Origin of the sequence: Marinobacter sp. M1C (assembly GCF_023314135.1) — a bacterium.
GTDB lineage: Bacteria > Pseudomonadota > Gammaproteobacteria > Pseudomonadales > Oleiphilaceae > Marinobacter.
On record NZ_CP092289.1, the window covers coordinates 4,346,810 to 4,369,384 of the forward strand.

General features: G+C 56.7%; 15 protein-coding genes. 6 read left to right on the plus strand and 9 right to left on the minus strand.

Annotated elements, in window-relative coordinates:
* Together uvrD and MIH19_RS20455 are read right to left on the minus strand one after the other, a co-directional pair.
* Positions 1-2,166 carry a DNA helicase II gene (gene uvrD, locus MIH19_RS20450; protein ID WP_249006613.1) on the minus strand — a complete coding sequence of 722 codons (2,166 nt, stop codon included), beginning with the start codon at positions 2,164-2,166 and terminating at the stop codon, positions 1-3.
* A 194-nt stretch (positions 2,167-2,360) separates the two neighbouring features.
* Entirely contained in the window at positions 2,361-3,812 is a 1,452-nt protein-coding gene (locus MIH19_RS20455) for an aldehyde dehydrogenase family protein (protein ID WP_249006614.1), read from the minus strand.
* Between the two features lie 288 nt (positions 3,813-4,100).
* Here MIH19_RS20455 and MIH19_RS20460 point away from each other — a divergent pair, with 288 nt between their 5' ends.
* Together MIH19_RS20460 and ppnN are read left to right on the plus strand one after the other, a co-directional pair.
* Positions 4,101-5,117, plus strand: a complete 1,017-nt coding sequence (locus MIH19_RS20460) for a histone deacetylase family protein (protein ID WP_249006615.1) — start codon at positions 4,101-4,103, stop codon at positions 5,115-5,117.
* A 178-nt stretch (positions 5,118-5,295) separates the two neighbouring features.
* Positions 5,296-6,675 (plus strand): nucleotide 5'-monophosphate nucleosidase PpnN, encoded by a 1,380-nt coding sequence (gene ppnN / locus MIH19_RS20465; RefSeq protein ID WP_249006616.1) that lies wholly within the window; start codon positions 5,296-5,298, stop codon positions 6,673-6,675.
* 83 nt (positions 6,676-6,758) lie between these two features.
* Here ppnN and MIH19_RS20470 read toward each other — a convergent pair whose 3' ends face one another.
* Positions 6,759-7,091 (minus strand): cytochrome c, encoded by a 333-nt coding sequence (locus MIH19_RS20470; protein ID WP_249006617.1) that lies wholly within the window; start codon positions 7,089-7,091, stop codon positions 6,759-6,761.
* A gap of 119 nt (positions 7,092-7,210) precedes the next feature.
* Positions 7,211-9,436, minus strand: coding sequence for a GNAT family N-acetyltransferase (locus tag MIH19_RS20475; protein WP_249006618.1), 2,226 nt, complete (start codon positions 9,434-9,436; stop codon positions 7,211-7,213).
* 93 nt (positions 9,437-9,529) lie between these two features.
* Here MIH19_RS20475 and MIH19_RS20480 point away from each other — a divergent pair, with 93 nt between their 5' ends.
* Positions 9,530-11,866, plus strand: coding sequence for an ATP-dependent helicase (locus MIH19_RS20480; protein ID WP_249006619.1), 2,337 nt, complete (start codon positions 9,530-9,532; stop codon positions 11,864-11,866).
* A 211-nt stretch (positions 11,867-12,077) separates the two neighbouring features.
* Positions 12,078-13,199: an OmpA family protein gene (locus MIH19_RS20485; protein WP_249006620.1), complete on the plus strand. Its 1,122-nt coding sequence runs from the start codon at positions 12,078-12,080 to the stop codon at positions 13,197-13,199.
* 96 nt (positions 13,200-13,295) lie between these two features.
* Here MIH19_RS20485 and MIH19_RS20490 read toward each other — a convergent pair whose 3' ends face one another.
* The gene (locus MIH19_RS20490; RefSeq protein ID WP_249006621.1) at positions 13,296-14,567 is read right to left on the minus strand and encodes a D-amino acid dehydrogenase; all 1,272 of its coding nucleotides are present in this window, start codon (positions 14,565-14,567) and stop codon (positions 13,296-13,298) included.
* 84 nt (positions 14,568-14,651) lie between these two features.
* Between MIH19_RS20490 and MIH19_RS20495 the strand changes: the two genes are divergently transcribed.
* Positions 14,652-15,461 (plus strand): TatD family hydrolase, encoded by an 810-nt coding sequence (locus tag MIH19_RS20495; protein WP_249006622.1) that lies wholly within the window; start codon positions 14,652-14,654, stop codon positions 15,459-15,461.
* A gap of 23 nt (positions 15,462-15,484) precedes the next feature.
* Here MIH19_RS20495 and MIH19_RS20500 read toward each other — a convergent pair whose 3' ends face one another.
* The 4 genes from MIH19_RS20500 to acnA form a co-directional block, all read right to left on the minus strand.
* On the minus strand, positions 15,485-16,393 hold the full coding sequence (locus MIH19_RS20500) for a LysO family transporter (protein WP_249006623.1): 909 nt from the start codon (positions 16,391-16,393) through the stop codon (positions 15,485-15,487).
* Positions 16,393-16,713 (minus strand): DUF2288 domain-containing protein, encoded by a 321-nt coding sequence (locus tag MIH19_RS20505; RefSeq protein ID WP_249006624.1) that lies wholly within the window; start codon positions 16,711-16,713, stop codon positions 16,393-16,395. The genes MIH19_RS20500 and MIH19_RS20505 overlap by 1 nt, the downstream gene beginning before the upstream one ends.
* Before the next feature lie 89 nt (positions 16,714-16,802).
* Complete coding sequence (locus tag MIH19_RS20510) at positions 16,803-17,927, minus strand: HDOD domain-containing protein (protein ID WP_249006625.1); 1,125 nt, start codon at positions 17,925-17,927, stop codon at positions 16,803-16,805.
* 196 nt (positions 17,928-18,123) lie between these two features.
* On the minus strand, positions 18,124-20,892 hold the full coding sequence (gene acnA, locus MIH19_RS20515) for an aconitate hydratase AcnA (RefSeq protein WP_249006626.1): 2,769 nt from the start codon (positions 20,890-20,892) through the stop codon (positions 18,124-18,126).
* 191 nt (positions 20,893-21,083) lie between these two features.
* On the opposite strand from acnA, the gene MIH19_RS20520 reads away from it, so the two are divergent.
* Positions 21,084-22,538 (plus strand): B-box zinc finger protein, encoded by a 1,455-nt coding sequence (locus MIH19_RS20520; protein ID WP_249006627.1) that lies wholly within the window; start codon positions 21,084-21,086, stop codon positions 22,536-22,538.
* Positions 22,539-22,575: the final 37 nt, after the last annotated feature.

The window sequence follows — 22,575 nt, forward strand, 5'->3', positions numbered from 1 at the left end:
CTAACAAGCCTCGAGCGGCGCATACGCCAACACCAGCCACTTGGCACCGTCATCAAAGTTAACCTGAATACGGGTGTGATGGCCGCTGCCCTCGCTGTTCATCACCGTGCCTTCACCGAACTTCGGATGCATCACCTGCTGCCCAAGCCTGAAACCAGACTGCTTGGCGGATTCCTGGCTGAACATGCTTTCGTTGGGCCGCGCCACCATAGCCGGGCGGGTCACCGTATTGCGCAGCCGCACCTCCTGAATACAGTCGCCGGGGATTTCCCGCACGAACCGCGACAGCGCATTGAACTTTTCCTGACCATACAAACGGCGTGATTCGGCGTAGGTGATTATCAGTTTCTTCATCGCGCGGGTAATGCCCACATACGCAAGGCGGCGCTCTTCCTCCATACGCCCCGGTTCCTCCAGCGACATGCTGTGGGGGAACAGACCTTCTTCAACGCCGGCCATGAACACCAGCGGGAACTCCAACCCTTTTGCAGAGTGCAGAGTCATTAACTGCACGCTGTCTTCGTGATCATCCGCCTGGGCTTCGCCGGCATCTAACGCGGCTTGGGCGATGAACTCCGACAGCGGATCAACACCTTCCTCCACTTCATAGGTGGTCAGCGCGTTTACCAGCTCTTCCAGGTTTTCCACCCGCCCCTGGCCTTTTTCACCTTTTTCGCTGGCGTGGTACTCCTTTAGGCCGCTGTCGTCGATGGTCTGTTGCATCAGGCCATGAAGGGTTCCATGTTCCGCCAGCGCGGACAGCTCTTCGATGATCGACAGGAATGTCTGCAGTCCGGTTTTTGCCCGGCCTTTCATCTGGCCGGCGTCCAGCATGCGCTGGGCGGATTCCCACATTGAGATGCTCTGCTCGCCGGCGTATTGGCGCAAATCGGCGAGGCTTTTGGCCCCTATGCCCCGCGGTGGCAGGTTTACCACCCGCTCAAACGCAGCGTCGTCGCGGCGGTAGTGAACCAGGCGTAGATAAGCCAGCGCGTTGCGAATTTCCTGGCGATCATAGAAACGCAGGCCGCCGTAAACCCGATACGGTATGCCCTGGCGCATCAGCGATTCTTCCAATACACGGGACTGGGCGTTGGAGCGGTAAAGAATGGCGCATTCGGCGCGCAGGTTGCCGTCTTGCACCCAGCTGGTGATGGTGTCGGCAATGTAGTTGGCTTCGTCTTGCTCGTTAAACGCGGCGTAAAGGCTGACCGGTTCACCGTCAACGCCGTCGCTCCAAAGTTCTTTACCCAAGCGGCCCTGGTTGTTGTCAATCACCGCGTTGGCGGCTTTCAGGATTAGCTTGGTAGAGCGGTAGTTCTGCTCCAGTTTTACCAGGCGGGCGTTCGGGAAATCGCGCTGGTACTGCTGGATGTTTTCGACTTTGGCGCCGCGCCAGCCGTAGATAGACTGGTCGTCGTCGCCCACCACGGTTAATGGCACGCGGTTGCTGGCCAGCACTTGCAGCCAGGCGTATTGAATGGTGTTGGTGTCCTGAAACTCGTCCACCAGAATGTGCTGAAAGCGCTGTTGATAGTGGGCCAGTAATTGCGGACGGTGCAGCCAGAGTTCGTGAGAACGCAGCAGCAGTTCGCCAAAATCCACCAGGCCACTTAGCTGGCACAGTTTTTCGTACTGGCGGTACACCCTTACCATGGTGCTGGTGAAGTGGTCGCCGGGGTTTTCCTGAATATGATCGGCACGCAGGCCTTCGTCTTTCTTGCTGCTGATCCACCACTGGGCCTGTTTGGGCGGGAACTGGCTTTCGTCGATCTGGGCTTCGCGCATTACGCGCTTCACCATTCGCAACTGGTCGTCGCTGTCCAACACCTGAAAGTTTTCCGGCAGGCCGGCGTCTTTCCAGTGGGCGCGCAGCAGGCGATGGGCAATACCGTGGAAAGTGCCAATCCACAGGCCGCGAGAGGGTATGTTCATCATCTCTTCAATGCGGTGGCGCATTTCCTTGGCGGCCTTGTTGGTGAAAGTCACCGCCAGAAGGCCGGTTGCCGGTACTCGGTTCACCTGCATCTGCCACGCCATGCGGTGTACGAGCACCCGGGTTTTGCCACTGCCGGCGCCGGCCAGAACCAGCAAATGATCGCTTTCTGCCGTCACAGCCTCGCGCTGGGCGTCGTTCAGGCCGTCGATAATGTAGGAAACGTCCATAAAATGTCGCTACTGGTTAAATAAACAGGTCGGAAAGTATACCAGCCTTGAATCGCCCTTGCCGCATGCGGGTGCATTGGGGCAAATTCCATGGGTTTTGGCCAAAAAAACGGTGAGCCGCGGCTCACCGTTTTCGTTCACTCTTTCACGCTTTCACTAGCAAGCGCTGACGCTTGTTTGGCTAGCCGGCGCGATTAAAACCCGCGGGGCACGGTTTGCGCTTCGGTGAATTCAAACAGCCCTTCTTCGCCGCCTTCACGGCCAGTACCAGACATTTTCATACCACCAAATGGCGCCTCCGGCGTGGGGCCGGTGCCAGTGTTCCAGCCCACGTGACCAAAACGCAGCCCGGCCGCGACGCGCTGGGCGCGTTTGACATCCGCGGTGAACACGTAAGAGGCCAAGCCAAACTCGGTGTCGTTGCCGGCCGCGATCACTTCGTTTTCATCGCTAAAGCTGGCAATAGGCACCAACGGGCCAAAGGTTTCTTCCCGCGAGCAACACATTTGCGGGGTGACGCCGGTGATCACCGTGGGCGGGAAAAACAAATCGTCATCGTTCAACTCTGACGGCTTTTTACCGGCTACCAAAGTGGCACCCTGCTCTAGCGCGTCTGCCAGATGGCGTTTCACCTTGTTGTAACCGGCGCGGTTGATCAGCGGGCCGAGATCTACATCGCCGTTGATGCCGTCACCTACGGTCATTTTGTTTACCCGTTCGGCCAGTTTCTGGCTGAAGCTGTCGACAATTTTTTCATGGGCGAAAATACGGTTAGCGCACACGCAGGTTTGGCCGCTGCCGCGGAATTTGTTGGCCACCAGGTTATCAACCGCGGCGTCCAGGTCGGCGTCGTCAAACACGATAAACGGCGCGTTGCCACCTAGCTCCAGAGCCAGTTTTTTCACCGAGTCGGCGGTGTCTTTGATTAGCTGGCACCCCACTTCGGTAGACCCGGTGAAGCTAAGCATGGGCACATCCGGGCTTTCGCTCAGCGCTTTGCCAATCATGCTGGCTTTACCCATCACCAAGTTCACCATACCCGCGGGCAGATCAACGTATTTATCCATCAACGTGAACAGCGCAACCATGGTCAGCGGGGTGGCGCTGGCGGGCTTGATCACCGACGGGCAACCGGCTGCCAAAGCTGCCGACAGCTTTTTAGCAATCATGCCAATGGGGAAGTTCCAGGGCGTAATCAAGCCCACCACACCGACCGGGCGAAAATGCACGGTCCAGCTGCAATCTTTGGGCTTGTCGTCCAGGTTACGAGGGCTCAGCACCTCAATATTTTTGGCGCAGTAATCGAAGAAGCCGGCGGCGTAATCCACTTCGCCCTGGGCTTCGTTTAACGGTTTGCCGTGTTCAAGGCACAAAATACGGCCCATCTCTGCGCGATTGGCGGTCAGGGCATCACGAATGTCTGTTAGCCATTTACGACGGGTTTCCAGCGGGTAAGGCTCGGTCAGTTTTTCGGCTTTTTTTGCCGCGGCTATGGCATCTTGCACCTGTTGCTCGGTTACAAACGGCACCTTGGCAATAACGGCACCGGTTGCCGGGTTATCCACGTCAAAGGTATCAGCAGCGGCTTGTTGCCACTGGCCACCGGCGTATCCGGTTATATTCTGCAATAACGGTGATTCAATCATTCAGGCTCCCTTACATGATAGATAATCAGGCTGTAAATGGTAAATAGCCAGGCTCTACATGATCGCCAGGCTGTTGCGATACCGCTCAAGCTGCTGCGATGCGCTTTGAACGCTCGATCGCAGAAACGCAAATTTTTTATTAACCTTTTCACCAGTCATAGTGGATGCTGTCCGGCAACCTGTAAAGCTGACAGCGCTTTTTACGGGTTACGTTTTTTTGACCCACGCCAGACAGTGCCTATACTCGGGTGAGCATGCACTACCGCTCGCTAAAAAGGCCGCCGTAATATGAAAGCATTTTTTCACCCCGCACAAGATCAGCACAGCCCACAGTCGTACTTCACTCGCGGCCAAATGCGCCAACCGCAAGAGGTTGCAGACCGCACCCGGGAAATGTTGGCGGGCCTGAAGGCCAGCGGTATTCCGGTGCTGCATCCGGCTGACCAGGGCGCGGGCCCCATTGGCAAGGTGCACGATCTGAGTTATCTACGCTTTCTGGAATCTGCCCATCGGCGCTGGAAGGCGATGGGCGATGACTGGGGCGATGAGGTCATGTCCAACATTTTTGTGCACAGCCCCAACGCGCTGAAAGGCGTTCTGGCAGAGGCCGCACGTTACCAGGCCGACGGTAGCAGCCCCATTGGCGAGCACACCTGGGACGCCGCCTACTGGTCGGCACAGACCGCCCTGGGCGCGGCCGACGCATTGATGGCAGGGGAGCACACCACCTACGCGGTATGCCGCCCACCGGGCCATCACGCCCGCCGCGCCGCTGCCGGCGGCTTCTGCTATCTGAATAACGCGGCGATTGCGGCCGAGCGCCTGCGCAGCCGTTATCAGCGCGTAGCCATACTCGACACCGACATGCACCACGGCCAGGGCATTCAAGAGATTTTCTACAACCGCAGCGACGTGCTTTACGTTTCGGTGCACGGCGACCCCACCAACTTCTACCCGGTGGTGGCCGGTTACGAAGAAGAACGCGGCGAAGGCGAAGGCTACGGTTACAACATCAACCTACCCATGCCCCACGGCTCTGATGAAGAGTATTTTTTCAGCAAAGTGGAAGAAGCTCTGACCGCGATGAAGCTGTACCAGCCGGATGTTATTGTACTGGCCTTGGGCTTCGATATTTACAAGGACGACCCGCAAGCCAAGGTGTCGGTGTCCAGCGAGGGCTTCTGTCGTTTGGGCAGCCACATTCGTCAACTGGGCCTGCCCACAGTGACCGTGCAGGAAGGTGGCTATGATTTAGACACCCTGAGTCACAACGTGCAGCAATTTTTTAAGGGCCTGACTGGCTAAGCCCTATTGCGGCAGGGCCTGTTGCGGTAAAGCGGGGTTCCAGCCCGGTCTGGAATTCAGCTTTATCGAGTAGCGCATCGGCAAAAAAACACTTAGTGTAACGCTTCGGCCGCCGGCAATCGGACGAGCACCCGCGTGATGGAGGATGCCGGCCGCATACCAAGGAGTTTTACAACCGATGAATGAACCCACCATCAACGCGTTGGTGTCGCCCGAAGGCAGCTTGGAAATTCTGTCTAATCATGAAGTGAACCGTTTGAAAGACCGCAGCGAAGGCGGCCTTTACAAGCTATTCCGCCAGTGCGCACTGGCCGTACTGAATACCGGCGTGGTTACCGACGATTGCCAGGATTTGATGACGGCCCACAGCGATTTTGAGGTGCGCCTGGTGCCCCAACCCCGCGGCCTGAAGCTGGAACTGATCAACGCACCCCACCACGCCTTTGTCGACAATGAAATGCTGCGCGCCAATCGCGAGCATTTGTTTTCGGTGTTGCGCGACATCGTATACACCCATTCCAGCCCGCTGTTCACCGAAGCCAAGCGGCATCCGCGGCCGGAAGATTTGACCAATATGGTGTTCCACATTCTGCGTAATGCGCGGGTGCTGCAACCAGGGCGGCAGCCAGACATGGTGGTGTGTTGGGGTGGCCATTCCATCAGCCATGAAGAATACCAATACAGCAAAGAAGTGGGCCACCAACTGGGCCTGCGGGAACTGAGTATTTGCACCGGCTGCGGCCCCGGCGCCATGAAGGGCCCGATGAAAGGAGCCACCATAGGCCACGCCAAGCAGCGAGTAAAAGACGGCCGCTACATTGGCATTACCGAGCCCGGTATCATCGGCGCCGAAGCACCCAATCCGATTGTGAACGAACTGGTGATCATGCCGGATATAGAAAAACGCCTGGAAGCCTTTGTACGCCTTGGCCACGGCGTGATCGTATTCCCCGGTGGAGTTGGCACAGCGGAAGAAATTCTTTACCTGTTGGGTATTCTGCTGCACCCAGACAACGCCGACATTCCCTTCCCGGTGGTATTTACCGGCAGGCGCGAGAACGCTGATTATTTTGAAATGATAGACAAGTTTATCCGCAATGCCCTGGGTGACGACGCCGCGAAGCGCTATGAAATCATCATTGACGATCCGGTGCGGGTAGCGCGCACCATGAAACTTGGCATGCAAGAGGTCGAGACCTTCCGCCGCGCCATGCAAGACGCCTACTATTTCAACTGGACCCTGAAAATCGATCCAGTGTTCCAGCTGCCATTCGAGCCAGACCACGCCAATATGCGCGCGTTGGCGCTGCATCGCGATCAGCCGGTACACATGATTGCGGCCAATCTGCGTAAAGCCTTCAGCGGCATTGTTGCGGGTAATGTGAAAGAGGAAGGCGTTCGGAAGGTGCAGGCCCATGGCCCGTTTGAAATTGCGGGCGACCCCAGCCTGATTCAGCCTTTGGAAGCGATGCTGGAACAGTTTGTGGCTCAAAACCGGATGAAACTACCCGGCACTTCGGCTTATCGACCAAGTTACCGGATTATCAACAGGGCGTAGCATGTCGTCTGGCTAAGTTGACGGACACTTTAGCCAGACGTAACAACACCTCACTATTTTGCAACAACTGACCGCGGGATGGCTTATTTGCCGCCTGCAGGCAGACTGGCAAAGTACGCCGCCAGGTTGGCAATATCGTCATCACTCAGTGCCATTGCCTGGCCCTGCATAATGGCCGCCATGCCGCCATTTCGTTCCTTGCTTCTGTAGGCCTTCAACGACGACACCAAATACATCTCGTGCTGGCCCGCCAGATTCGGATACATCGGGATTAACGCAACACCGTTCTGACCATGGCAGGCGCCGCACACGACCGCTTTGGCCTTACCAGCGGCCACATCTCCCGCACTGGCCATCATCGGCAGCGCGGCACTCATTGCAAAAAGACCTGCAACAGCAAAGTGCTTCAATTTCATTAGGGCAACCCTCTCATTTTTTCGAATCGAATGCTTGCAATCGTTTATACGCGAATAACCGCGGATAACACACCTTATTAATATAACGGATTATCGTTATAGCACTTGCCAAATCCTGCTCAAATGCGATCGATCAAGACGCCATCTGCATGTCGCGGATGATAACAGCACCAGCCTGCGACCATAAACCTAAGTTGCTGTTCGGCATCGCGCTGGCCGCTGCACAGATTCTCGCGCTGAAGTTCAGCCCAACTTCGGCCCTGCACCACAGAGCGGCACCAAAGCGCGCACTGCGCGGGCTGTAATGCGGCCAGCCAGTCTGCGGCGCCGGCGCAGCGGCTAAGAATCTGTAGCGCCGGCAGGGTCAGCTCAAAGCCACGATGACCGGCGGCAAAATACCGCAAATCGCGAGAGTCCTCGGCATCCAGTTGCGGGCCGGCTGGCAGGCTGCGCATTACGGCGGCCATCAGTTCCGGCTGACATTGGCCCCATTGGCGACTGGCCAGCACCAACCAGTGTCGGCCCAGGCGCTGCTGTAAATCCTGCACCAAGCGCTCGCCTGCTGCACTGAGCCCGCACACAGCCTGTAACGGATATTCACCACTGCTGGCTTCCTGGCTAAAGCCCAAACGCACCGGCTGCAACCCCTGGCGCTGCCAAAAAGCCAAGAGCGCAGGCGTGCCACCAAAGCTGCTGCCGATATAATCAAAGCCATCCGCTTTGGCATAGGCCTGGGCGGCCGCTATTAAGCGCTGGCCAATACCGCTGCGCCGCTGCGGGGCCGCCACCGCAATTCGTGTTACCCGTAAACTGCGCTGCCGGGCCGCTTGAGGCAGGCCCGCGTGCAACGCCAGCGACTGTGCCAACAAGTGCCCGCGCAGCCGGCGCTGCCCAAGGCTGACCTGCTGCGCTAAGGGCGCTGAAAATTCGCCTTCGCCCTGAGCCCACAACAATCCCACCGTGCGCCCATTCGTGCGAGCGCGCCAGCTGACGGCTGCGGGGTCATCCAACCACTGGCGCAGGTCTGCAGGCGTAGTGCGGTAATGAGCGTCCACCAATAGCCCAAAAGCTTCCGCCAAGTCGTTTTCTGTTGCCTGAGCCGGCTGCCAGCGCTCTACCTCCAACACCGGCGAGGGGTCAGGAGTCTGCTGCTGTGTATTACTCGGGCTCTGTGCCGCCAACAAGAACAAGCGGAAAACCAGCGGCTCCAACGGGTCACCGGCAGCCCATCGCACCGGCTGCGAAAGAGTACGCTCTTGCCAGTGCGGCGTGTGTTGGTCCAATTGTTCGCGAAAGCGCACCGCAAATCCCCGCCCGGCGCCTTCGTAACCGTGAACGGTGGTGGCAAAGGCCACCCTGGGCCAGCCCAGCAAAATACGCTGCAACAGCGGCGCGGCTATGGCGGCGGCTTCGTCTACCATCACAATTTCTGCGGCAGGTTTGTCCGCCAGCAGCTGTTGCGGCAATAAAAATGTCAGGCTGGCGCCGCTGGTGGTGGTCAATTCAGTAGCCGATTGACTTTGCAGTTGAGCTCCCAGGCGCTCACGGGCGTGGGCCATAACAGTGGACACCTGTTTGGCCGAAGGCGCAGTCAGCAATACTCGCTGGCGGCCCTGCAACAGCAATTCCGCCGCTGCCAAGCCTAAAGCCGCCGATTTGCCGCGGCCGCGATCGGCGGTAACCACCAGCGGACGGCGCCGGCGCCCCAAGCCAAAGCGCACCAGTGCCTGCACTAGCTGGTCCTGCTCGGGCCCGCCGCTAACGCAGAAAGCCGTTGCAAGTCGGCGACGACTTAATTCACCCTGCACACGGCCCAGTTCTGAGTTTATGGTGGCGCTCGCTCGCTCATCCCCACTCACATCCAGCCGAATGACGTCCGGCGCATCACACAGTATCCTCGCCAAGCGCTCAGCAAAGGGGTGTTCACTGGCCTGATCAAGGCCGGTGCGGGCGTAGTCCGGGTCAGCAAATGTGCCCCATTGCGCCAGCGGCGGCATCAGCCAGAACCACAGGCCGCCAGCCGTTAATGTGCCAGCCAGCGCCGCCAGCCCGTCAGGCGGGTTGCCACTGAAGCCGTCCCACACCAGCAGGTCTAGCTCACGCCCCAGCCACGTTCTTGCTTGCGCCAGTGTCGCTACGTGCAAAGCCGGCAGCGGGCTGTCGGCCTTGGTGCTCACCCACAAGCCCTGATCTGCACTCAGAAATGGCAGTTCTGCCGCCAACCAGTTCAATGCTGCACTGCGGCTGCCCTCAATCAGCACCAGCCTACGCTCCCCGGCGTGCCGCAGTTCAGCCCGCAGAAGCTGCAATGCGCGGGTACTGGGTGAATCCGGTGTAGGCGCCATAAAGGGTGCTCTTAAACTGCTGAATATGAAAAATGACGACGCCATTATGGAACAGGCCTGTGCCCGCGGCCAGTTGCCGATTACAATGGCGCCATGCCACAGCAACCACCCGCTACCGATTACCAGCATCAACCCCACACTGCCGCCACGGCCCTGGCGAATCCAGCGGCACAAATCCCCCTGCCCGAGTTTCTGACTAATGAGCAACGGGACATTATCAGCGCCGGCTTTGAACACGCGGTGATTACCGCGGTCGCCGGCAGTGGCAAAACCACGACCCTGGCCTGGCGTATTCGCTATCTGCTGCACCAGGGGCACGATCCCGCCCGCATGCTGGTACTGATGTTCAACCGCAGCGCCAAGATAGATTTCGAACGCAAACTGCAAGCGGTGAGCGGCAATAGCGGCCTGGCACTGCCGGAAATACGAACCTATCACGCCATGGGCCTGCGGCTTTACCGGCGCTTTGTGCGGGAGGGCTACCTACCCAATTTTTCCGCTAACATTCTCGGCGACCAGGAAATCAACTATCAGGTGTTTCAGCTCAGTCGCCGGCTGGTGCCGGAAGACCTGACAGACGAGCTGCGGCGGAACAAAAAAGAATTTATAGAAACCGCCATCGGCTTTATTGACCGTGTGAAAACCAGCCTTTCGCCTGCTGAAATCGTGTTTGAAGACATGAAGTTCGCCGAGCGCCAGCGCTACCTGATTGACTTGTTCCACAGTTTCGAGCAATGGCGCAAAGGCCAGAGCCGTATCAGTTTTGCCGACATGCTCTACGAGCCGGTCATGGCCATTCACCAGAACCCGCCCCTGCAAAGGCTGGTGGCCAATAAAATGGACCTGATTCTGGTTGACGAGTACCAAGACACCAACGAAATTCAGCACTTGCTGCTGCGCTATGTAGCCGGTGATCGGGCCCGGGTAACCGTAGTGGGCGATCCGGACCAAACCATTTACGAGTTTCGTGGTGCCAAACCGGAGTTTATTCTGCGCCGCTTCAGCGACGAGTTTGAAAGCCCGCTGGAACAAACCCTAAGCTACAGCTTCCGCTATGGCCACCGGGTAGCGTTGCTGGCTAACCATCTGATCCACAACAACAGTGGCCGTAAAGACTTACTGTGCCATGCGCATCCGTCTACGCCTGCCACCATCATTACCCTGCACCGCCACGACAATGACGCCGATACCGTGTTGCAGCTGCTGCAAGCCATGACAGCAGAACAATTGACCGATACCGCCATTCTGTTCCGGGTATGGAGCCAGAGCGTGGCCATTGAACTGAAACTGCTGGCGCGACAAGTGCCCTACCGTATTGATGCCGGTAAAGGAGCGCTGTTCAGCCGCGAAGTTCAGGCGATTATAGCGCTGCTGCAGGTAGTAACCGGACAGCTCACGCAATTACCCGACAGCGACCGTCTGGAGCTGGCGCGGCAACTGCTTCGGTTTCCCCACGTCGGCCTGAAAGAGCCGGAGCTGGACCAGCTCGCACGCTTTTTGGCCGGTTTTGGCGAAGAATGGGCACAACGCATACTGGCGATGGACTTTAACGCCCTGGCTCCCATGGCCGCCCGCAAGCTGCGCAAACTGGCAGAAACTCTGAACCAGCTCAGTGGCTATCGCGGCCCGGTGGCCGGGCTGATCAGCGTATACGCCGACAGCACCGACCTGTACGACGGCATTCGCAGCCTGGCCCTGACCCACGACAACGCGGAAGAGCGAATCAACACCATTAACGGCTTTCGCCAATATCTGAAAAGCCTGGATATTAACGCCGAAAAAGCTCTGGCCCACCTGCACACGCTGAAGCAACAAGCTGGCGCCCGTCGCAACGACGGGCAAGACACCAAGCCCGTCGGCGTTCTGCTGTCGACCATTCATCGCACCAAGGGTCTGGAGTGGCCGACGGTGATCGTGCCCGGTCTGCAGGAAAAGTACCTGCCTTATAGCCCCCGCGCCGAAGACAATCTACGCGCCCACCTGGAAAGCGAACGGCGCTTGTTGTACGTGGCCATAACCCGCAGCAGGCAGCAGTTGCACTTGATTACGCGCCCTGCAAGCGGCCGCCCTCACCTGGACGGCGAACAGGGCCCCAGCCGCTTTGTTGCAGAGTGTTGCTTTGAGCTATCCGACGAACTGGGCGGCGCTTTGCATCAACCAGATGGCAACAACGCTCTCACGCTGAACGCCCCGCTAACGGCTATCAGCAAGCGTTACGGTCGCCGCGAAGGCATAACCCTGAGCGGCGAAACAAGCCAAGAAGACAATGACCAGCCCCTATGGCAGCGGGAACGGCTGCAGCACGCCATATTTGGCGCTGGAACCGTTGTCAGTGAAGATGAAAGAGCCTTCGAGGTTCGATTTGATAACGGCGATACCCTCAACTTCAGCAAGCAAAGCGCTCACCTCTATTTCAGCACATTAAGTTAACGCTGGTTTAGGTGTAAAAATAATTTTTATTCTATTTTAATCAATATGTTAAAATTAAAATTTAAATCTATACCCGTATAAGTCCTAAGGTAACATTACGTAAGCTTGTTTTGAATTTTGCGCTCCAATAGCCTAATTTAACAATAAGAGTTGACGGCGATCACAAATCCGTAGATTTCCTGAAACTTAATAATCGAAATGGAGAGCGTTTATGAAATTCTTGCGTCCGGTAGCTATTGCAGCCCTTGCCTCGTCTTTTGCAGTTCCTGCATTGGCTGAGCGCCAGGAAACTATTTACCTGAACCCGTTTGCCGGTTACCAGTACTTTGGTGACAAGCGCGACCTGGATGAGTCTGGTACCTACGGTGTCGGCATCGAATATCGCTTTCTGCCGAACTGGGCCGTAGAAACTGTCTATTCGCGCGCTGATGCAGAGCGCAAATACAGCAGTGGCTCCACCGATTTTGACGAAGTACGTGTAGACGGTACCTATTACTTTGCCGGCCCGGATCGTACCTGGAACCCATACGTATCATTGGGCGCCGGTCATGCCAACTTTGACGGCACTGGCCCGTCTACTCCGGGCATCAACAGCGAAGAAACTCGCGTAAACCTGGGTACCGGTGTACGTTACAACATCAACGATCGCGTCTCATTGCGGGGCGATCTGCGTGAATTCCACGGCATTGATGACAGCACTTTCGACACCATGGCGTCTTTGGGCATCAGCGTTGCCTTCACCCGGACCGTTGGCCAGGCAGCTCCCGTTGCACCAGCACCCCAGCCGCCGGCTGATGCTGACAACGACGGCGTGCCCGATACCCGCGACCAGTGCCCTAACACCCCCCGCGGCGCCAAAGTTGACGCTAAAGGTTGTGAACTGGACAGCGATAAAGACGGCGTAGTGGACAGCAAAGACAAGTGTCCAAACACCGCTGCTGGCATGAAAGTCGATAAAGACGGCTGTGAAGGCATTGTTGAAACCATCAGCACCACGGAAATTGATGTTCAGTTCCCGCTGGAAAGTGCCACGATTGGTAATGCTTACGACAGCGAGATTCGTGACATCGCGGACACGCTGAAGGCCGAAAGCAACACCTACGTTGAGGTTGCTGGCCACACCGACAGTACCGGTACAGCGGAATACAACCAGAAGTTGTCAGAGCGCCGCGCAGCATCCGTTGCCGATCGTTTAACGGGCTCACTAGGCATTAACAAAGCACGCGTATCCAGCAAAGGCTACGGTGAAGCCGAACCCATTGCTAGTAACAGCACAGACGCTGGCCGTGCGGCCAACCGTCGGGTTGAAGCTCGCATTCAGGTGCGTCGCTAAGACTTTGAGCTGATCAAGTGAAGTAGAAAAAAGGCACCTTCGGGTGCCTTTTTTTGTTTCTATGTAACCATCAGCGGCCTCTAAAGCCCAAGCTCCCTACTCGCTGAAACGCTCCGGGCGAAATGCATCCAGGCACACCGCCGGCTCCTGATTATCAATCACACTGGCGATCACATCCGCGCTTCCAGCGGCGAGCGTCCAGCCGAATACACCGTGACCGGTATTCAAATACAGATTTTCCCGGTTGCCACGGCCAATGATCGCAGGGCCGTCTGGCGTCATCGGGCGGAACCCGGTCCAGCTTTCTGCACTATCGATGTCGGTGCAACCCGGAAAGCGGCTGCGAACCGCCTTTTTAATGGTCTCAAGACGTGCCTGCGGAATACTCCGGTCAAAATCATTCAATTCCACAAACCCTGTTGCCCGCAAGCGGTCGCCCAAGCGGGTCATAACCACCTTGTATTGGTCATCATGTATGGTGGACGTTGGCGCTTTCTGTTCATCGGTAATGGTTGCCGTCAGGCTGTAGCCTTTCACCGGATAAATCGGCAGTGGCTGGCCCAGGGGCCGAGTCAGTTTGTCAGACCAGCAACCGGCGCTGACGACAACCGCATCGGCGTTAAGATTTTCCCGCTGCCCATCTTTGGTACGTAACATGATGCTGTTCACACGTCGGTCGTCTGCCAGCAGTTGTTCTACGTCTACCTCATAGCGAAACACCACACCTTTTTCTTCACAGGCCCGCGCCATTTCACGGCTAAACAGATGGCAGTCGCCGGTACCGTCGGTGTCATAGCTAATCGCGCCGTAAAGTGGCCCGTTGCCGCTCAGGCCAGGCTCTAACTGTTCTACCTCGGCGGCGTTCAAAATACGTGCGGGAATGTCCATACTACTCAGCAAGCGTTGAGTTCTGCGATAGCCGTCCAACGCCTCCGGCGTACTGGCTAAATGCAACAGGCCTTTATGGGCGCCGTCAAAGTCCAGCTCGAGCTCGTTTTCCAGAACCAGGAAACGCTCGCGGCTGTGCTTGGCCAGGCGCAACATGGCGCGCCTGTTAAAGCCGAAGAGCCCCGGCGACCAGGCGTAACGCAACGTCGAAAACATGAAACGAAGAGTTGCCAGCGACGGCGGCATCCCCATTTTCAGTGGACCGTCCTGTTTTACCAACCAAGGCAGTGCTTTAAGCACCATAGCCGGGTCTGCCCAAGGATACACAACACCGTAAGAACGCTGCGCGGCATTCGCCTTACTGGTTTCATTACCTGCCAGGCTGTGACGCTCCAGAACGGTCACTTGATGGCCGCGGCGACAAAGTTCCCAAGCTGTGGTTACACCAACCACACCACCTCCAATCACCACAACGTGCATAGAACTCTCCTTTGGCTGGGTGAACAAAGCGTAAAACTGTTAGTATTATGACATTCCTTGCCGGCAACGTATTGCGAGTGACCCATGAGTAAGAAGCGTCGTGAAATTCCACGATTTGATCACCCTATCATAGAAACCCACTGCCATCTGGACTACCTCAAAGAGCGCCCGCTTGAGGATATTCTACTGCAAAGTGAGCAGCTGAACATTGAGCGTATTATCACGATTGCGGTCGCTCCGGATAATCTTGAGCGTGTGCGGCAGATGAGCCAGATGGCGCCCTGGATTTATGGCACTCAGGGAATTCATCCCCACGAAGCCGAAACCTTCAACGATGAAGTAGAAGCTGAAATTCGCACCCACGCCGGCGATACAAAAATCGTCGCGGTCGGCGAAATCGGGCTGGATTATTACTACGATCACGCTGACCGCGAGGTGCAGCGCACCGTGTTTCGCCGCCAGCTGCAAATTGCCTGCGACTTCAACAAGCCGGTAGTGATTCACAGCCGCGACGCCGACGAAGACATGATTGAGATTTTACGCGAATTCGAAGCAAGCCTGACCCGGCGCGGCGTGATTCACAGCTTTACCTCCGGCCCCGGGCTCGCGCGCTATGCACTGGACCAAGGCTGGTGCCTGGGCTTTAACGGCATAACGACCTTCAACAAAGCCGAAAACGTGCGGGATATTGTACGCATGTCGCCCATCGAACAAATTCTGCTGGAAACCGACGCGCCGTTTTTGACTCCGGTACCCTATCGCGGGCGTGAGAACGCGCCTTGTTACCTACCCTTTGTGGCCGAAAAAATTGCCGAAGTAAAAGAGCTGCCATTGCAGCAAGTGATCGAGCAGACCTACCACAACAGCTTGCGCACGTTTTTTCCGGCGGGCTGAGGCCGCAAGCGAGTCAGGCTTGCCTAGCCTAACGACAAAAACAGCCCCATGAACACCGGGGCAAAAAACGACAGCAAAAAGCCGGAGGCGATAGCCACCGGCACGCAGGCCAGGCCGCCGCTGCTGCGAATCACCGGCAGAGTGAAATCCATTGAGGTAGCGCCGCCATAACCTATGGCGAGTGCTGGCCGCTTGGCGATAACCAGCGGAATGATGGCCAAAGCAATGATTTCACGCAGCACGTCGTTCATAAACGCCACCCCGCCCCAGGCCGGGCCTAAGGCATCACCAATGACAATTCCCGACAACGAATAAAAGCCAAAGCCTGAAGTCAGCGCCAATGTTTGATGCCAGGGCAAACCTAACACCGGTATCAGCAACACACCCGCCAGCATTGAACTGACCATTAATACCACGGCAATACCCAAGCCCTGCACGTTCATCAACAGCTTGCGCAGCGACAAACCAGCGTTACGAAGCTGCAAGCCAATCAGCAGCAGCAGCAGCATGAGCAGGCCAGTGGCGATCTGATCAATAAACGGTATAGCCGGCAACAGGTAATAGCCCAACAACAAGCCAGCAAGCGCTGCGAGCAAGGGTTTTGCCGCCGCCATAAACATCCGTCGATAGCCCGGGCTAACCGACTCTTCCGCGTTGTTCACCGTCAGCGGGCGCCAACGGTGAAACAGCCACAAGCCACCCATATTACACAGCAACAACAATGTCACCAGGGCCATCACCTGAGTTGCCATGGTACTAAGCTGACTGCCCAGGCCTTCCATTTGCCCTAGCCCCAAACCAAGCATACCCAGAATCAGGTACACCAGGGTTTCTACCGAGTAGTGGATGGTGGTCATCGCGCGACGGTTGGAAATAGAAATGGCGAAACCCAGAAACAGCGGCGCCAGTATCAGCAGCACTCCGGTCAGCATCAGTGCAACTTGCCGTCGGCACGGTCTTGCACCAGCACCCAGGGCGCGATCACCACGGCCCACAACTCGGTATTGTTTTGGTGCCAGATGCGGGCCAGATCCGGCGCAACATCACCTACCTTGCCGCTGGCCAGCCAGTGTTCAAACTGCGATTTGTTGTCGCCAACCAACTCGCACGCCACGTTTAACAAATCGGTGTCGGCAGCCACGCGCACAACTTGCCCGCGGGCATAATACGTTTGCAGGTCATGCCAGTGAATACGGGAGGTTTCAAGATTCAGTCGAGCTTTGATTTCGTTCGCAGATTCAGAAGAAGACATAACGGCCTTGATGGATGATTGTCAGAAATGCGTGTCAAATTTTAACCGATCGCCCGAATGGCAGCCACCGTTAGGAGCCAGACCGTGCTTTAACCGAAACCCTCCAGCCCGAGCCGACGCATTAACCACTTGCCGTCATCACTGTCTATTAGCCCACTTTCGTATAACCCGGCAGCCCGCATAATCACTTTGGACTGGCTCACCGTTTCCCGCGGTAGAAAATGTACAGCGCCGATCAGCTCCCGCAGCGGCAGCGGCAGGCGCCAGTGCACTTTAATCTGATTGCCCAAAGGTTGCGCCCAGTCGGCCAGGGCTTGGTCTATCTCCTCAGCGCTCAAGGTTTTGTCGCCTGAGTCACAGTACTGTTGCATCAGTTTTAACGCCGCTAAGTCTCCGGCCCGGCTCAACAATCCGGCGGTATGGCAAGGTACGGCAGGCTCACCAAGCTTCAATGCCAGCCGGTACGCGCCGTCGGCCACGGCCACGGCCTGAGTCAGCAATTCTTTTGCTTTTTCGGCCAGTAACGGATGCGCCAACTGTCCACAAATATCCAGCGACAGCGCCAGCGCGTGATTCAGTGCCATAGGCACACCCAGAGCCAGAATGGCATCCTTTAGTGTTGTCACCGGCAGTCCGGAGCGGCGAAAAGAAATACTGCCCGCAACCGCCAGTAAACGCGCCGTTACTGAAACTTCGTTACGCCATGATCGCACCAGCTCTGCCGCACTGACATTCTGGCTGCGCTGAAGCAGCTCGATTATTCCAGCGGTGTTTGGGGTTCCGGGTAACTGCACCATGGTGCTAACAGCTGCTGCAATGTGTTCGTTCAGGTTCATACTGACACCTACCTGCCCTTGGGGGAGCAAACTGCGCAGCCGCTGGTGCAATAATTCAACGCTGAACGGTTTACTGACAAAGCCACTGATGCCCAGGCGAGCCGCCTTCAATATGGATTCACGATCGGCCGTTCGGCTGATCATTAACACGGGCACCTCGCTTTGCGAGCGGCGCACACGGCGAATCAGCTCCAGGCTGCTGCCATCGGAAAGGTGCACATCTGCCAGTATCAAATCCGCTCCGTGAACTTCCCAGTGGTCCAAGGCATTCTGCACAAAGCTAAATCCGTGCACTCGGACCCTTGGGTCTACACCAACGCAAATACTGGTCAGCAAAGCAACCATGTTGTCGTCGCTGTCAACAATCAACACATTCATCCTGTGGCCTTTTCCCTTAATAAAACCTACCAAAACGACGCACCTGCCAAAAACTTTCAGACAAGGCTGTGAGTATAAGATCGTAAACTGCGCACGCAACATTACAGCCTTTGATGCTCGCACCGCCACATAAAAAAAAGGCCAGCACCTTTTAGGTAGCTGGCCTTTTGATGATAACGACTTTTAGCAACAGAAATCAGGCATTACGCAGCATTTCCCGAACCACGTAGTGCAGAATCCCGCCGTGACGGAAGTACACCGCTTCATTCGCTGTGTCTATGCGCGACAGTAAATCACAACGTGCGGTTGTGCCATCTGGATAAGTGACCGTCATGGTCAGAATTTGACCGGTCGTGATCTCACCAGACAAGCCATCAATGGCGATGGTTTCCTCGCCGGTGAGCTTCAGAGTTTTGCGGTCTGTGCCTTTCTGGAACTGCAGCGGTATTACGCCCATGCCGATCAGGTTAGAGCGGTGTATACGTTCGTAGGACTCCGCCACCACCGCTCGCACGCCCAACAGGCGAGGGCCTTTGGCGGCCCAGTCGCGACTGGAACCAGAGCCGTACTCCTTGCCGGCGATCACCACCAGTGGTATGCCCTGCTCCTGATACTTCATGGCAGCGTCGTAAATCGGCATTTGTTTACCGTCTGGCACGTAGCGAGTATAACCGCCTTCCACGCCATCCAGCATTTCGTTGCGGATGCGCACGTTGGCAAACGTGCCGCGCATCATCACTTCGTGGTTGCCACGACGCGAGCCATAAGAGTTGAAATTCTTTGGCTCTACCCCGCGCTCCTGCAAGTACTTGCCGGCAGGGCTGTCGGCCGCGAATGAGCCGGCTGGGGATATGTGATCGGTGGTGACCGAATCGCCCAGCAGCGCCAGAATGCGCGCTTCGCGAATGTCGTCGATCGCCTCAGGCTCAGGCCCCATACCTTCGAAGAAGGGCGGATGCTGGATGTAGGTGGAATCGTCTGACCACTTGTAAACCGTGGTTTCAGGGACTTCCATAGCCTGCCAGGCAGCATCACCGTCGAACACGGCGGCGTATTCGGTGCGGAACATGTCGGTTTTGACTTTCTCCACCGCCTCGGCGACTTCCTGCTGGCTCGGCCACAGATCTTTCAGATACACCGGGTTGCCGTCTTTGTCTTCACCCAATGGGTCCTCCACCAGATTCAGCCGCACGTTTCCAGCCAGCGCGTAAGCCACCACCAAAGGTGGCGATGCCAGCCAGTTGGTTTTCACCAGAGGGTGTATCCGGCCTTCAAAGTTACGGTTGCCAGACAGCACCGAGGCTACGGTCATATTGCCATCGTTAATGGCTTTTTCCACAGCATCGGGCAGCGGCCCGGAGTTACCGATACAGGTGGTGCAACCGTAGCCCACCAGATCAAAACCGAGCTTGTCCAGGTCGCCCTGGAAACCGCCTGCGCGCAGATACTCGGTGACCACTTTAGAGCCTGGCGCCAACGACGTCTTCACCCAAGGCTTGGTTTTCAAGCCTTTGGCGACCGCTTTTTGTGCTACCAGGCCTGCTGCCATCATAACGCTGGGGTTGGACGTGTTAGTACACGAGGTAATCGCCGCAATCACCACCGCGCCCGGGTCCAGTCGGGTTTCCTGGCCATTCATAGCCAGCATCTGACTGGAGTGATGATGATAGCTGTTGTCAACACCGACGGCGGTTTGCCCACCCTCAGATTCAAGTGCGTTGTCGTGTTTGTCATTCGTTTTGGGTGCGCCTTCGCCGGTTTCCATCACCAGTTCAAACGCGGCTTTCATATTCTTCAGCGCCACCCTGTCTTGCGGGCGTTTCGGGCCGGCCATGCTGGCTTCGACCTCATCCATATTCAATTCGAGGGTCGCGGTATACGCCGGCTCGTGGCCCAGTTCACGCCACAGGCCCTGTGCCTTGGCGTAGGCTTCTACCAGCTCGACCTGCTGCTCCTCACGGCCGGTCAGGCGCAGATACTTCAGAGTCTGTTCGTCTACCGGGAAGAAACCGCAGGTGGCACCGTATTCAGGCGCCATGTTGGCAATGGTGGCACGGTCAGCCACCGGCATGTCTTTCAGGCCGTCGCCGTAAAACTCGACAAATTTACCCACCACGCCATGGCTGCGCAGCATTTCGGTAACGGTCAGCACCAGATCGGTGGCAGTAATGCCTTCGCGTAATTTGCCGCTGATTTTAAAGCCAACCACTTCTGGAATTAACATAGATACTGGCTGGCCCAGCATGGCGGCTTCGGCTTCAATGCCGCCCACGCCCCAGCCCAGAATGCCCAGGCCGTTGATCATGGTGGTGTGCGAATCGGTGCCTACCAGGGTGTCCGGATAGGCCAGAATTTTATCGCCATGCTTCTTGTGCCACACGGTTTTACCCAGGTATTCCAGGTTAACCTGGTGGCAGATACCGGTGCCGGGCGGCACCACGCGGAAATTATCAAACGCCTGCTGGCCCCAACGCAGAAACTCGTAACGCTCCTGGTTACGCTCCATCTCCATGGCCACGTTGTCTTTAAAGGCTGAAGCATCGCCAAAGTTATCGACCATCACGGAGTGGTCAATCACCAAGTCTACCGACGACAACGGATTGATCATTGCCGGATCTTTGCCCGCAAGCTTAACGGCGTCGCGCATGGCGGCAAGATCCACCACACCGGGTACGCCGGTGAAATCCTGCATTAGCACCCGCGCTGGGCGAAACTGGATTTCGGTATCGGAATTGCGGTCTTTGAGCCACTGCACCATGGCATCAATATGACTGCGGTCTACCGTCACACCATCTTCGTTGCGCAACAGGTTTTCTAACAGCACTTTCAGCGAAAACGGCAGGCGATCAAGGTCACCCAGCTCAGCCGCCGCTTTCGGCAAGCTGTAATAATGATAGGTAGTGTTTCCAGCCTTTAGGCTGCTAAGGGTGTTCAGACTATTCTGACTGTGAAGTTCACTAGACATAGCGCACCTCCTGCGGTGAATGTAGCTCCTACTACTATCGCACCGTTTCGGTAGACTGCAACTCCATAACATAGATCTTCACTATTCAGCGGCTGAATAGTGAAGCGTTAACATCGATGCGGCGTATCCTTTAGGTAACACTTTTGCGACCATAAACAACGCACCCAAGCCAGGCAGGACACAAACACATTTTGAAACACGATTGCCAATATCACCCCGGCGACCCGGCCAAATGGCATTGCGGTGAATGCCAGCTGCATTTTTGCACCCGCTGCATGCCAGATGCTAACGCCAAACAACGTCGCGGGCTCTGCCCCAAGTGCAGCAAGGCAATGCGCTACTTAGGCGCCGCCACCGAAGTGGTGCCGTTCTGGCATCGGCTGGGCGCGTTTTTCCGCTATCCATTCCACACTGATCCACTGCTGGTTATCGCCATCTGCACACTGGTGCCGGCACTGGTACCGCAAAACCTACTGGGCATGTTGGTGTGGCTGTTGCTGGCGCTGGCGCTGATGAAATACACCTACGCCGTTATCAATCGCACCGCAGAAGGCCACCTCAAGCCACCACCGCTGGCCGAGGCGTTTAGTGGCAGCGGCTTTAACATTGTGATTTTGCAGATTCTGGTGTTTGCGCTGATGGGCGGACTGGTAACGGCCGCGGGCATGTTGGGCGGGCCCTTGCTATTAATGCTGACGCTGGCGTTTGTGGTGTTGGCCCTGCCCGCAAGCATTATGGTGTTAGCCATGGAGCGCAGCGTGGGCGCGGCGGTAAATCCCCTGAACCTGGCCACTTTGATCGCCCGCATCGGCAGCCCTTACTTCCTGCTTTACGGTTACCTGATTCTTCTGGTGCTGGCGTCTGGCGCGGCCCAGGATTTTGCCCTGACGCACTTTTCAGACTGGGTATCGCGGCCGCTGGCGGGTTTTCTTAACAGCACCTTTACCCTGATGCTATTTCACATGCTGGGTTATCTGCTGTTTCAGTATCAGGAGGAGCTGGGCTTTGCTGCGGATTATCAGGATGCTGTCGAACCCGAAGACCAGCACCACCGCGATCGCAGCCAGCGCTTTGATGCCGACCTGGACATGAACCTGAAAGATGGCAACTACGATCGCGCGCAGACTCTGCTGTTAGAGCAGCTCAAGCGCGAACCAGACAACTCGCTGCGCATTGGCCAACTCTACAGGCTGCTGGCGGCGCGCAATGATATTCGCAGCCTGCACGCGAACCATCCGCGCATCATGGCGTGGCTGGCAGCGCACAATAATGGCAAGGCCCTGGCAGACTTGCTGGTGCAACTGCAGCAGGCAGACCCACAATTCCGTTTGCAAGACGCCGAGCTTTCGGTAACGGTGGCCGGCGCGCTTTATCGCAGCGGTCACTATCGTTTGGCATTGAAGCTGCTGCAGGATTTTCACAAGCGCTTTGCCGACAGCCAGGCACTGGTGCCAGCCTATCTGCTGGCCGCGCAAACCCTGGCCAACGGCCTGGGCCAGTGGGAAAAAGCCACGGCGTTTTTGGGTTTCATTCAACGCAAGTGCCCGCAACACCCCCAGCACTCAGAGATTCAGCACTTCTTGGAGCAAGCTCAGGAACGCCAGCCATTGCGCGGCCCCAAAGCCAGCTTTAACATAACGAACTAGTGTTCTGCATAGCTAATTCATAAGCCTGTTGAACGTC